General features: G+C 52.4%; 14 protein-coding genes. 6 read left to right on the top strand and 8 right to left on the bottom strand.

Translation table 11 applies throughout. From position 1 onward, the window contains the following. Positions 1-41: 41 nt before the first annotated feature. From KNP86_RS10525 to KNP86_RS10545, 5 genes are all read right to left on the bottom strand, one after another. On the bottom strand, positions 42-677 hold the full coding sequence (locus KNP86_RS10525; protein ID WP_034781089.1) for a response regulator: 636 nt from the start codon (positions 675-677) through the stop codon (positions 42-44). After that, on the bottom strand, positions 674-1,702 hold the full coding sequence (locus KNP86_RS10530) for a sensor histidine kinase (RefSeq protein WP_034781091.1): 1,029 nt from the start codon (positions 1,700-1,702) through the stop codon (positions 674-676). Before KNP86_RS10530 ends, KNP86_RS10525 begins: the two co-directional genes overlap by 4 nt. Next, positions 1,699-2,391 (bottom strand): cell wall-active antibiotics response protein LiaF, encoded by a 693-nt coding sequence (gene liaF / locus KNP86_RS10535; RefSeq protein ID WP_034781097.1) that lies wholly within the window; start codon positions 2,389-2,391, stop codon positions 1,699-1,701. Before liaF ends, KNP86_RS10530 begins: the two co-directional genes overlap by 4 nt. An 86-nt stretch (positions 2,392-2,477) precedes the next feature. Beyond that, positions 2,478-3,149, bottom strand: a complete 672-nt coding sequence (locus KNP86_RS10540; protein ID WP_138859937.1) for a PspA/IM30 family protein — start codon at positions 3,147-3,149, stop codon at positions 2,478-2,480. 22 nt (positions 3,150-3,171) lie between these two features. Continuing rightward, positions 3,172-3,555 (bottom strand): lmo0954 family membrane protein, encoded by a 384-nt coding sequence (locus tag KNP86_RS10545; RefSeq protein WP_214754238.1) that lies wholly within the window; start codon positions 3,553-3,555, stop codon positions 3,172-3,174. A gap of 244 nt (positions 3,556-3,799) precedes the next feature. Between KNP86_RS10545 and KNP86_RS15685 the strand changes: the two genes are divergently transcribed. The 3 genes from KNP86_RS15685 (at position 3,800) to KNP86_RS10555 (ending at position 6,206) form a co-directional block, all read left to right on the top strand. Continuing rightward, positions 3,800-4,183: a ribosome small subunit-dependent GTPase A gene (locus KNP86_RS15685; RefSeq protein ID WP_251130497.1), complete on the top strand. Its 384-nt coding sequence runs from the start codon at positions 3,800-3,802 to the stop codon at positions 4,181-4,183. Further along, entirely contained in the window at positions 4,150-4,770 is a 621-nt protein-coding gene (rsgA, locus tag KNP86_RS15690; protein WP_353048172.1) for a ribosome small subunit-dependent GTPase A, read from the top strand. The genes KNP86_RS15685 and rsgA overlap by 34 nt, the downstream gene beginning before the upstream one ends. Positions 4,771-4,979: 209 nt before the next feature. Continuing rightward, positions 4,980-6,206, top strand: coding sequence for an NAD(P)-dependent malic enzyme (locus KNP86_RS10555; protein ID WP_214754240.1), 1,227 nt, complete (start codon positions 4,980-4,982; stop codon positions 6,204-6,206). A 39-nt stretch (positions 6,207-6,245) separates the two neighbouring features. On the opposite strand, the gene pflA is transcribed toward KNP86_RS10555, so the two are convergent. Beyond that, on the bottom strand, positions 6,246-6,962 hold the full coding sequence (gene pflA, locus KNP86_RS10560) for a pyruvate formate-lyase-activating protein (protein ID WP_021067805.1): 717 nt from the start codon (positions 6,960-6,962) through the stop codon (positions 6,246-6,248). Between the two features lie 59 nt (positions 6,963-7,021). Next, the gene (gene pflB, locus KNP86_RS10565) at positions 7,022-9,268 is read right to left on the bottom strand and encodes a formate C-acetyltransferase (protein ID WP_214754242.1); all 2,247 of its coding nucleotides are present in this window, start codon (positions 9,266-9,268) and stop codon (positions 7,022-7,024) included. A gap of 360 nt (positions 9,269-9,628) precedes the next feature. Between pflB and KNP86_RS10570 the strand changes: the two genes are divergently transcribed. Genes KNP86_RS10570 through KNP86_RS10580 form a run of 3 tightly spaced genes read left to right on the top strand, consistent with a single transcriptional unit; the run spans position 9,629 to position 11,910 of the window. Then, positions 9,629-10,051, top strand: a complete 423-nt coding sequence (locus KNP86_RS10570; RefSeq protein WP_214754245.1) for a hypothetical protein — start codon at positions 9,629-9,631, stop codon at positions 10,049-10,051. A gap of 54 nt (positions 10,052-10,105) precedes the next feature. After that, complete coding sequence (locus KNP86_RS10575; RefSeq protein WP_034781120.1) at positions 10,106-11,272, top strand: DEAD/DEAH box helicase; 1,167 nt, start codon at positions 10,106-10,108, stop codon at positions 11,270-11,272. Next, the gene (locus KNP86_RS10580; RefSeq protein ID WP_214754246.1) at positions 11,269-11,910 is read left to right on the top strand and encodes a hypothetical protein; all 642 of its coding nucleotides are present in this window, start codon (positions 11,269-11,271) and stop codon (positions 11,908-11,910) included. Before KNP86_RS10575 ends, KNP86_RS10580 begins: the two co-directional genes overlap by 4 nt. A 28-nt stretch (positions 11,911-11,938) precedes the next feature. Here KNP86_RS10580 and KNP86_RS10585 read toward each other — a convergent pair whose 3' ends face one another. Then, positions 11,939-13,042: a hypothetical protein gene (locus KNP86_RS10585; RefSeq protein ID WP_214754248.1), complete on the bottom strand. Its 1,104-nt coding sequence runs from the start codon at positions 13,040-13,042 to the stop codon at positions 11,939-11,941. Positions 13,043-13,051 lie beyond the last annotated feature (9 nt).

Consider the following 13,051-nt stretch of genomic DNA (forward strand, 5'->3'; position numbering starts at 1 on the left):
ATGTGTGGACAATTCGAGTGCAGCGCTTGGAAGCACCCTGTTCATCCTTTACTGACGATATTATGTTGAAACGCATAAACGACGGCTTGCGTCCGGTCGTAGACGTCAAGCTTCGTCAAAATGTTGGAGACGTGTGTCTTCACCGTCTTCAACGAGATGTATAGTTCATCGGCGATGACTTGGTTCGATTTCCCTTCCGCCATCAATTGCAAAATCTCACGTTCCCTTGCCGTCAGACTCTCGTGCAACGTCTTTTCCGGATGTCGGAGCCGTTCGAGCATCTTGCCCGTCACTTGGGCGGCCATGACCGGATTGCCGGCTGCCGTTTGACGAATCGCATCGGCGATCTCGTTGGCGTTCGCCGTTTTCAAGACGTAACTCATAGCCCCGGCCTCGATGACCGGATACACTTTCTCGTCATCCAAGAAACTCGTCACGACCAAAATCTTGGCCTCTTTCCAACTCGCCTTGATCCGCTTCGTCGACTCGACCCCATCGACAGGCTCCATCACTAAATCCATCAAGACGACATCGGGCTTCTCGGCGATGGCAAGCTCGGCCCCTGTCGCGCCATCCGATGCTTCTCCGACGACTTCGATGTCAGGCTGCGTCGACAGAAACGCCGAGACGCCGGCCCGCACCATCTCATGGTCATCAATCAATACGACTCGAATCATTCTAACCCCTCCACTTGTTGTTTCACACGCACTTCAATCTGAGTACCGACGCCTGGCACACTGACGAGTCGTAACGTCCCGCCGACCTCAGCCGTCCTCTCTCTTATCGATTGTAAGCCATATGAGGCGACTTGTGTATCATCGACATTAAAGCCGATCCCGTCGTCGTTTATTTTTAAGATGACCGTCTGTTGCACGGTCCGCATTTCGATTTCAAGTCGCTTCGCTTTCGCATGGCGAAGCGTGTTGCTAATCGCTTCTTGGACGATGCGGAACAGTTCATTCTCAGTATGTCGCGACAATTCGACTTCTTCGAGGCGCCATACGAGCTCGGTCGATTGTTTGCGTGACAGTTCTTCTAACAGGCGCTCGATTCCCGTCTTGAGCGTCATTCCTTCGAGCTCGACCGGACGGAGTTGCAACAGAAGCGAGCGCATTTCCGCCTGAGCAGTTTGTGCCATCACTTCGACCTGCTCGATTTGTTTGGCCGCCACGTCTGGTTTTGAAGTGATCGTCTGTTTGGCCGCCGTCGTCATCATCGAGATGGCGTACAGTTGCTGACTGACCGAGTCATGGAGTTCACGGGCGACACGGCGCCGTTCTTCGACGACTGCTTCGCTGCGCGCTTCCTCGACACTGACAGGTCGGTCCCCGACCCGTTTGGCCATCTCAATCATTTCCGTGCGTTGCTTAGAAATCCGGGCGATCCGTTCGAGTGTATCTCGATAAGGCGACAATGGACGGAATGTAATCTCTTTTTGATTCTCAAGCTTCCACAAGGCAATCGCCACTTCCCGGAAGTCGCGTCGCAAATAAAAATACGAACCGACCCCGAAGATGCTACCAATCAAGACGGCGATGACGAGGATAGACACACCGAAAGGCAACCCTTCTTCACGTGTGAACAAATCTCGGAGTGAAGTCGAGTCACCTATTAAAAATGCGATCGTGACGAACAGTGCCGTCAGTAGGCTGCTAAATAACTGATGCCAGACGACCGTCCTTGGATACGAATCCTTCTTCATACGGTCATCACCTCGACACTTCCGCTCATGAGCACGATATGGATGCGGACTTTCCGTGTTGCTGCTTGATAATCGTCCGAAGCCGTGTAAAAGCGACGGTTGAACACCGGTGAATAGTTCGACTCATCGACTTGAATCTTGCCGAATCCGATTGATGCATCAATCGAGTAATCGTAGCCGGCCGGAATGAGAATTCGGACGTCCCCGGCGAGTCCGTTCAATAGTAAGAACGTCTCTCCCTCCGGAATGATGGCGCGCGACAAGTCGAGTTCGACGTCACGCAACAAGAAGAATTCATTCGTGTCTTGAAGCACGTAGTGACCGCTCTCTTTCGTCCCGAACGAAAAGGCCTGTTCTTGCCGGATATGTGACTTGAACCGACTCGATTCGAGCGGACGATTCTTGTACAGCCGATAGCCGAACATGAGCAATAAACCTGACAATACAAAACCGAACGCCGCCGACGAGAAGATGAGCCCGACGAGCATGATACCGCCAATCCCGTAAAAGATATAGCTGACCGGCTGATTGCCTTTGCGGCTAAAACGACGCCCGATATACAGCAACAATAGCGGGACGACCATGCTGAAGAGGACGCTGTTACCACCCGTCGCGATATCGATAAATAGTCCAATGGCGAATAGAATGATCATAAAGCCGATGATTTGGCGTGTGTTCCAACGTTCCACATTGCTTCCCCCTCTCTAACAGTATGTAACATGAAGCAAAGAAGCGATGGCCCAACCATTCGCCGGACCATCGCTGAACCGTTGCGTCAGTCTTGTTTGAAACGACGCTCAAGTTCTTTTAGTTTTGCTTCGAAATCATCTTCGTCCGCTGGATCGATCTTCTCTTCAGCGGCCGGTTCTTGTTTCTTCTCTTCTGCTTTTTTCTCTTCTTCCGTGAATGGATGTGTCTTCGACGTCTCTGCCCCGAAGATTTGATCGAGCGCACCTTTCAATAAATCCAGGTTCTCACGCATTGCGAACTCATACCGTTTGTTTTGCATCTCATCGAGTTTCAGTCGCATCTCGAGAGCTCGGCGCTCGAGGGCATCGAGTTCACGTGCTCCTTCATCGAGGAGACCTTCAAAATAACGATACTGCTCACCGTAATGCTTCGACTCGAGAGCTGCCCGTTCGGCGAGCTTGTCTTCGCCTGCTTGTTTGGCGAGTTCCGTCTGCTCGTAACGCTTATCGGCCATCTGCTTGGCGTCATCGCGTTTTGTAGCAAGTTCCTCGAGCAATGACTTTTGACGCTCAACGAGACGTTCGACTGACAGCGCCTCTTTTTCAGCACCGCGGATATGGCGGTTCAATTCGGCTTCCCCACTTGAGCGTGGAGCCGAACGTGGCCCCTCTTTATCTTGAAACTTCTTCATCTCTTTCGATAGTTCTTTCGTCAACTCGTTAGCTAAATCACGAAACTGGTCAAATGGTGTTTTCATCTTGATGTCCTCCTTTTGAATCTTAGCGACGGTTTACAAACTTCTGCCAAACTTGATCGAACGATTGAAAACTGCTGCGGCTCGCACGCGACCCGTCCGCATTGAAAATCTCGACGTCTTGTTTTTGGGTGGCATACATCATATACCCTTTAAACAATACCCATGCCACCACAATCCCGATCAACGCCCAAATATTCGATAAAATTGTGATGATCCCGATCACGGCAAGCGCGCCGTAACCGATTTTTGCGCCGACATGTGTCACGGCCATGAATCTGACTCCAGCCCACAGTGCTAAGAGCGCCCCCAAACCGAACATGATCATGTTCGGTAAAAAGCCGATTAGAACGAGAACTAAAGAGATCGCGGCCACAATGAACAATACTTGCTTCACCTGGCGATTCATCGATTATCCCTCCTCGTTAAGTACACTCTTATCATAATACGTTATTTTCAATAGTGCGACGAGCGGAAGGCTTGTTTTCCCTCGGTCTGTAGACTGAGATGATAGCGTTCTCAAATCGTGTGTTATACTAGAGGCATCGAACAACGAAAGGATGATGTTTTATGAGCACCGTACAATTCGCAGTACACACTTTGTCAGCCAACAGGAGGGCGACTGTCCTCCACAACTAAAAGGAGGATTCTATTTGAATCAAACAACGACAACGGGACGTGTCACGGCACAGTTCCAACATATGTATACCATCACGACTGAAAGTGCGAACTATACGTGCAGTGTCACCGGGAAATTCCGACATGAGGCCGAAAGCGAGCGCGACTATCCGGTCATCGGTGACTTCGTCGAGTTCACCGTTCGTGAGCATGGTCAAGGCGTGATTCGGCGTCTCCTTGAGCGGCGCACTGTCCTGTCACGGGCAGCGGCCGGCAACGAGACGCGCGAACAATTGATCTGCGCGAACGTCGATTTTATCTTGATCACGATGGCGTGCGGACATGATTTCAACCTGCGCCGGCTCGAGCGCTATTCGCTCGCCGCGTGGGAAACCGGAGCCACACGCTCATCATCTTGACGAAATCGGACCAAGTCGACAACGCCGAGGCGCTCGTCGATGAGCTCGCTTTGACGGTTCCCGGGGTCGATGTCTTCCCTGTCAGTTCACTCACAGGCGATGGCGTCGAGGCGTTGCGAGCCGCACTGCCGAGCGAAAGCACGATCGTACTCGTCGGTTCGTCCGGCGTCGGGAAATCGTCACTGACGAACGCGCTTGCCGGTGAGACCGTCGCCGAGACACAAGCCGTACGCGAGAGCGATGAGCGCGGCAAGCACACGACGACGCATCGTGAACTGTTCCGGATTGACGATTTGTTCGTCATCGACACCCCGGGCATGCGTGAGTTCGGACTTTGGGACGGGGCCGATCACCTCGACGACACGTTTCGGGATATCGAGGCACTCGCGGAGACGTGTCGATTCCGGGACTGTTCGCACAGCACCGAACCGGGCTGTGCCGTCCGATCCGCCATCACATCTGGAACGCTCGATGCGAAACGCTATCAGAGCTTCGTCAAGCTTGAGCGCGAGCTCCGCTACGCGGAAAAACGGCAAGCGGAGGCGGCACGTCTCGCGGAGAAGAAGAAACGAAAAACGAAAGCTTAATCTAAGAGAGGAGTCACAGAAAAACTGTGGCTCCTTTTTCGACCTTCCCACCCTAGCACCAAGTCTTATCACCAATCCAACATTTGTGAACAATCGTTCAGAAATAGTTCGCATAAATGCAGGCAAAACCCTCGAAAGAAAGCGGTTTCTCCGCTACAATGGATTCGTATTCGCACAGATGAAAATCGCTAGCACACAGGGAGAGACTTATGAAAACATTGAACGAACGCGCACTTGAGATGCACGCCATGCACCACGGGAAATTGGAAACGACACCGAAAGTCGACGTCGACACGAAAGAAGCGCTCAGCCTCGCCTACTCACCGGGTGTCGCCGAACCGTGCCGTCGCATCGCTGAAGATAAAGAATTGTCTTACGATTATACACTCCGTGCCAACACGGTCGCCGTCGTCTCGGACGGAAGTGCCGTCCTCGGCCTCGGCAATATCGGTCCAGAGGCCGCGCTCCCGGTCATGGAAGGGAAAGCCGTCTTGTTCAAAAGCTTTGCCGGGGTCGATGCGTTCCCCATCTGTCTCGACACGCATAACGTCGACGAGATCGTCCGGACGGTCGAACTGCTCGCACCGACGTTTGGTGCCGTTAACTTAGAAGACATCAAGGCGCCCGAATGTTTCGAGATCGAGGCGCGCCTGAAACAGACGCTCCCGATTCCCGTCTTCCATGACGACCAACACGGGACGGCCATCGTTGTCCTAGCAGGTCTCGTCAACGCACTGCGACTCGTCGACAAGACGATGCCTGAACTTCGGGTCGTCATGAACGGTGCCGGGGCTGCCGGCATCGCCATCGCGAAACTGTTGAAGCGTTTCGGTGTCGAAGACCTCGTCATCTGTGACACGAAAGGCGCAATTTACGAAGGACGCGTCGAAGGGATGAACCCATTCAAAGATCAAATCGCCAAAGCGACAAACCGGAAGCAACATGAAGGGACGCTCGCCGATGTGCTTCAAGGTGCCGACGTCTTCATCGGCGTCTCGGCGGCCGGTGCCGTCACCGAAGAGATGGTTCGTTCGATGGCTGTCGATCCGGTCATCTTCGCACTCGCGAACCCGATTCCGGAGATCATGCCGAACCTCGCGACAAAAGCCGGGGCGCGTGTCGTCGCGACCGGTCGTTCCGACTTCGCCAACCAAGTGAACAACGTCCTCGCCTTCCCTGGTATTTTCCGCGGGGCGCTTGACGTTCGCGCCACCGAGATCAACGAAGAGATGAAAGAAGCGGCCGTCCACGCGATTGCCGACTTGTTGACCGAGGAAGATCTCATAAACGGGGTCGTCATCCCAAGCCCTTTCGATGAGCGAATCGCACCCGCCGTCGCAGTCGCAGTCGCCAAAGCCGCCGTCGAGACCGGCGTCGCCAAGCGCCCACTCGATGAGGCAGCCATCCGTCAGCACGTCAGTCAAAAACATTTGTAATCCAAAAACTGCGCAGACCGTCACGGTCTGCGCAGTTTTTTAAACAGTTCCTTGTAAGATCCCTTCCGCCCATTCGACTTCTTCCGTCGTCGGGGGTTTAATCCCTTTGAGCGGATAGTCGAGACCGAGTGCCTCCCATTTATAGACACCCATCTCATGGTACGGCAAAATTTCGACTTTCTCGACGTGGTCGAGCTTTTGAATGAACGCGGCCGTGCGGCGGAGCGCTCCTTCATCAAGTGTCCATTCTGGGACGAGGACATGGCGAATCCACATTTTCGTTCCGCGCTCGGATAAATGTTCAGCAAGCGCGAGCGTATTGACGTTGCTCCGTCCCGTCAGTTTCTTACACATGTCATCGTCGATATGTTTGATATCGAGTAAGACGAGATCCGTATGATCTAAGATGGCGTCCAAGTTAGGGGGACGAAGTGCACCCGACGTGTCGAGTGTCGTGTGGAGCCCGTGTTTCTTCGCTTCACGCAAGAGCGCTTCTAAAAACTCTGGCTGCGCGAGCGGGTCGCCCCCTGAAATCGTGATACCGCCTTTTGATGCTTCCATGAACGGACGATAGCTGAGCGCTTCTTGAATGACGTCCTCGGCCGAACGATGGTTATTCTTTTTGAAATCCCACGTGTCAGCGTTGTGGCAATACAAGCAACGAAGCGCACAACCTTGTAAAAAGACGATAAAACGAATTCCCGGGCCGTCAACGGTTCCAAACGATTCGACCGAGTGTACATATCCCATTGTCATCGAAATGACCTCCTAACGAATGAGCGGCCTTCAGAAGAAGGCCGCCAAGCCTTGATTACTTACAATGAACCGTGGAACGTCCGGTTGATGACGTCGATTTGTTGTTCGCGCGTCAACTTGATGAAGTTGACCGCATAGCCAGAGACGCGGATGGTGAGCTGTGGATATTCTTCCGGATGCTCCATCGCATCGAGCAACGTCTCACGGTTGAAGACGTTGACGTTCAAGTGATGTCCTTTATGCTCGCCGCCCATATAACCGTCAAGAAGTGCCGCTAAGTTGAGTTCACGAGCTACTTCTTCTTTGCCTAGTGCTTTCGGTACGATCGAGAACGTGTATGAGATCCCGTCTTGCGCATGCTCGAACGGAAGTTTCGCGACTGATGAGAGCGATGCGGCAGCACCTTTCGTATCGCGGCCATGCATCGGGTTCGCACCTGGGGCGAACGGTTCGCCGGCACGGCGTCCGTCCGGTGTGTTCCCTGTTTTCTTGCCGTAGACGACGTTTGATGTGATCGTCAAGACTGATTGCGTATGGAGCGCGTCGCGGTATGTTTTATGCTTACGCACTTTTTCCATGAACGACTCAACGAGTTCGACGGCGATTGAATCGACACGGTCATCGTTGTTTCCGAATTTAGGGAAGTCGCCTTCTGTCTCGAAGTCGACAGCAATGCCTTGCTCGTTTCGGACCGGTTTCACGGTCGCATATTTGATGGCTGACAGACTATCTGCTGTGACCGAGAGACCAGCGATTCCGCATGCCATCGTCCGTAGGATTTCTGGGTCATGAAGTGCCATCTCGATCCGTTCGTACGCATATTTATCGTGCATGAAGTGGATGACGTTGAGCGTGTTGACGTAGAGCTCGGCTAGCCAATCGAGCGTCCGGTCGAAGTCGGCATACACTTTGTCGTACGTGAGCACGTCTTCGGTGTTCATCTCCCAAACCGGTGCGATTTGGTCGCCGCTCTTCTCATCGCGGCCTCCGTTCATGCTGTAAAGGAGTGCTTTTGCCATGTTGGCGCGGGCACCGAAGAACTGCATCTGTTTCCCGATCTTCATCGGTGACACACAGCAGGCGATGCCGTAGTCGTCGCCAAACTCTGGAAGCATGAGGTCGTCGTTCTCATATTGGATCGCAGACGTCTCAATCGACATCTTCGCGCAATATTGTTTAAATCCTTCTGGCAATTTCGTCGACCAAAGCACCGTCAAGTTCGGTTCTGGTGCTGGCCCGAGGTTTGAGAGTGAATGCAAGAAGCGGAATGAGCTCTTCGTCACGTTCGAGCGACCATCCTCACTCATCCCAGCGATTGACTCGGTCACCCACGTTGGGTCACCCGAGAACAATTCGTTGTAGTCAGGCGTGCGCAAGAATTTGACGATCCGGAGCTTCATGATGAAGTGGTCGACGATTTCTTGAACGTCTGACTCGGTCAAACGACCTGCTTCGATATCACGTTCTGCGTAAACATCGAGGAATGTCGAGACACGTCCAAGTGACATCGCGGCGCCGTTCTGTTCTTTGACGGCTGCGAGATATGCAAGGTATACCCATTGGTACGCCTCTTGTGTATTTTCCGCCGGACGGCCGAGGTCAAACCCGTACGCCGCACCGAGTTGTTTCAACTCTTGGAGGGCCCGGAGCTGCTCAGACATTTCTTCCCGTGTCCGAATATCTGACTCTGATAAGAAACCGCCACGGTTCGCCAAGTCTTTTTTACGTTCTGCAATCAAGAAATCTAACCCGTACAAGGCAACACGACGGTAGTCGCCGATGATCCGTCCTCGGCCGTAAGCGTCAGGAAGACCTGTGATGATCCCTGACTTCCGCGCCGCCCGCATCTCAGGTGTATACGCATCGAAGACACCTTGGTTATGCGTTTTGCGAATTTCCGAATAAATCTTTGTGATTTCAGGGTTCGGCTCGAAACCGTATGACTCAAGGGCAGCGTCGACCATTCGGATCCCGCCGTTTGGATGGATCGAACGTTTGAACGGCTCGTCCGTTTGAACACCGACCACTTTCTCGAGCTCTTTGTTTAAGTATCCCGGTCCGTGCGAGACGATTGTCGATGGGTTGTTTTGATCGACCGCCCAAACACCACCGCGTTCCCGCTCTTCTTTCGTCAATTCCATCACTTGTGCCCAAAGACGGTTCGTCGCATCGGTCGGTCCGACGAGGAAACGATCGTCCCCTGTGTATTCGTGTCGGTTCAAACGGATAAACTCACCGACGTTCACTTCGTTCGTCCACTGCCCAGGTACAAATCCTGACCAGGCTGATTTAATTTCGGTTGCCATTGTGGGTCACTCCTCATAGTTGAGATAACTGCGTGCTTTCTATAAGTTGAGTGTACGTGAAAACGTGAACATTTTGTTTTACATTCTTGTGAAAGTTGTAACAATCTCATGAACGTTGGCATAAAGCCGTTTTTGTAAGCGCTTTAAATACTGTTATAATGCAAACACCCTTCCTTCTGAAACAGATAAGTCTTGTTACGGCAGGATTCAACTCATTTCTGTATCATTTCAGATGGGATGTGACGATTTATACAGTTTTCGTAGTGATGTACCTCACACCTCGGGGATAGAACTTGAATTTTTGCCTTATATCGGACACAATGAAGGCAGAACATTGTAGAAGAGGAAGGGGTTCTTCCCATGACGTACGAATTATTGACAGCCGCTCACGATTTAAAGACCGGTGACCGCATCTCTCTTAAAGTAGAGGAAAACGGTGAACAACGTGACGGATTCATCACAGAATTTGAAGACGCAGGTTTTTGGATTCGGTTTGACGACGACATCGAAAACGAGGATTTCATCGACTACCGCGATAACTTGCTCGTTGCTCTCATCTCGCGCCCGATTGACGTGGCAGCGACGTATCCAGAGCTCGCTTCATACGAACGGTTGACGAAAGAATTGCAGTACCGTGTGTATCAAGGCTTCACCGTCGAAGGCGTCGAGGCGGCGGCTGACCAAATCGATGTGCACATCAAACTCATCGAGGACGGACAGACGTTCACACAGACACTCCGTTCTTCATTCGACCAAGATACTGAACATGTTCGCTATATCTAAGACAGGGAGCGCTTATGCTTCCTTTGTTTTTGCCCCACGATAAGGAGAATTGATATGAACTTTACAAAACCATTTATTAACGAAGCCTGGGATCGCCTTGGCTTTACTGAACCAATGCCGGTCCAAGCCGAAGCCTTCCCGCTTCTTCTTGACGGAAAAGACGTCACGATCGAAGCGCCGACAGGTACCGGGAAGACGCTTGCTTACTTATTACCCGCCATCGAAAAAATCGACGCGTCGAACGACCGCATCCAAGTCGTCATCGTCGCGCCGACGCGTGAACTCGTCATGCAGATTCAAACGGTCGCGCAACGCTTCACCGAGAAAGGTGACGTCCGCATCGCTTCGTTCATCGGTGGTGTCGAGTTGAAACGTCAAATCGACCGGTTGAAGAAAAAACCACATTTGATCGTCGGGACACCGGGCCGACTCGTCGAACTCATTGAGAAGAAAAAGTTGAAACTTCACGAGACGCATACGATCGTCCTCGACGAAGCCGATCAAATCATCGATAGCGGTTTGACAGAATCTGCCGAACGGATCATCAAACATACGGCGCATGAACATCAAATCGCCCTCGTCTCGGCGACACTCACAGACACGCTTCAAGCTTGGGCTGCCCCATTCTTGAACGAACCGGCCCACGTGAAAATCGAGCGGGCGGTAAGCGCACAAGTCACCTATGGCTACATGTTGACGACGCGCCGGTATAAACCAGAGTTGCTCCGCCGCCTGTCTCACGTCGACAACGTCAAAGCGCTCGCTTTCATCAACAACCGGTCGTTCTTGCCACCGTTGAAAGGTGAGCTCGACAAGATGAAAGTGAACTATCGCATGCTCGACAGCTTGAAAGGAAAGCGCGAACGTGTCGAAACACTTCGTGAGTTCCGTAAAGGTGACTACCCGCTCCTCATCACGACTGGCCTCGCAGCCCGTGGTCTCGATATCGAGGAAGTGACGCACGTCGTCCACTTCGACTTGCCAGAATCAATCGACGACTTTATTCACCGCTCAGGCCGGACGGCACGCGGCAACGCGGCTGGGACGGTCCTCTCGCTCGTGACAGATGAGGATTTGACCCATTTGAAATCGTTCGCCCGTCAACTCGGCGTTGAATTGAAAGAACTCGAGATTTACCGTGGCGACGTCATCGAGAAGCGAATCGAGGATAAACCGCCGGTCGTCAAGCGTCCTGCGAATAAACGAGGACCACGCCGATGAAAAAAGACCGGAAAGTAATTCCATTCCCTTTGCTCGTAGAAGAGTCCGAATTGCTGGCCGAGCTGAAAAAATTGTATGAGCAGGCCGCGCTCGCGCGCAGCACGCAATGGACGAACTATATACAAGAGATCGCCTCGGAAGGCACGTGGCACTTGAAAGACGCGGAGTTGTTCCGCGACTTGTTCATCGACTGGGCCGTCTTCTTCGAGACGGACGAAGACGGGATGACGCCGCATGGCCGCTACTTGGCGGATCACAAGGCCGAGATGTCCCCCGCCCTCTATCACGCGCTCCGGGGCTTGGCGGTCCCGCGCTGTTCAGTCTTCGAAGTGACCGAAGACGGTTTACGCGATTGGGAGACGAAAGAGATCTACAAAGTGATGCTTCCAGAGGCTCGTGAACCGGGTGATGTGATGCTCGGCAAACTGCTCGATATCCGCGGCAACTGGCGGTTCGGGTCGGCATTCCTCGCCCTCCCGGCGAAGATGGCCGGCAACGTCTCGGACCTGTATATCGACTTCACTGATGAAGTCGGTCCAGGTGCGTTCCTCGACCAGTTCCCCGAGTTTTGTGCGGAACTGATCGACATGTTGCTTGATCTAGAAGAAGGGGTCATCATCCCGAAACCATCAAAATAAGCGAGAGGCGGCCGCCTCTCGCTTTTTTTTATTCCACGTAATATTCTGTGTTGGTCACCAATGCTTTCGCCTCGTCGTTCGTCGCTTTCACCGTGGCGCTCGAGATGGCTTTTCCATCTTGATAGACGTCGATGACGGCCCCGTCTTTCGTAGGGCGGGCATGGTACAGTCGGTCCCCGATGTATGAGGTCGTGCCGACCGAACCATCGATGACTGAACGTGTCGACTGCTTCCCAGTCTTCAAATCGATGACGAATTCGGTCCCGTCTTCTTGTAAGGAAATCAATTGATCCTCGTACACCGTCGCGTTCCACATGTCACCGTCTGGCATCAATTCAACAACTTGCTTCGTTTCCGCATCATACGCATAAATCCCAATCTTTTCTTGCTCACTTAAATAAGTTTCTCCATTTTCCGTGATGGATGTTTGCTCGGTCATGCCAACCGGGATGAACCGATTATCCGCGTCAATCGTCGCCATGTGCGGTCGAAAAGCCCACGATGTTCCAGTCACGGTCGAAATGGATTCATCTTGTAACGCCACGCTCTCGATCACGATTTGTTTGGCAGCCTCATCGAACCTAGCAATTTTCGTCTCTGGATTCTCTCCATAACCATCTCGGTAAATGACATGCACGTTTCCGTCATGAACAAAGAGGCCGGCCCAAGGACTGTCCATCAATTCAGAAGCGCCATCAACTTCATTCCCAAAGACTTGTTTGGTGACTTCTTGTCCATTCATTCGAAACACCGCAATCTCTTTGTTCCCGTTCTGGCCGACGCCAATATAGCCGTCAGCTGTTCGAATCGATTGCATAAAACTTAAGCCAGACAATTCTCGATAAAAACCACGAACTGACGGATCTACCTCGCTCCGATAATTTAACGCCTCTTCGATATAGTTCACATTGCTCGTCACACGACTACGATCGGTCGTCAATTGGAATCGTTCCGTCGTACCTTCTTCTTCCGTTCCGTAAAATAGACCAACCGTTTGTGACTCCCACACACTAGGATTCGTTTTGACATCTAACTCCCATTCCGCTTTCGTGTCCCGCATATCGAAAGCGAACGTCCCGAGACCGATGACGACGACCGCACCGAGTGCGACCACATTCCACATTCGTTTCATACGCTCACC

Origin of the sequence: Exiguobacterium sp. s16 (genome assembly GCF_018618115.1) — a bacterium.
In the GTDB taxonomy this organism is placed as follows: domain Bacteria; phylum Bacillota; class Bacilli; order Exiguobacteriales; family Exiguobacteriaceae; genus Exiguobacterium; species Exiguobacterium mexicanum_A.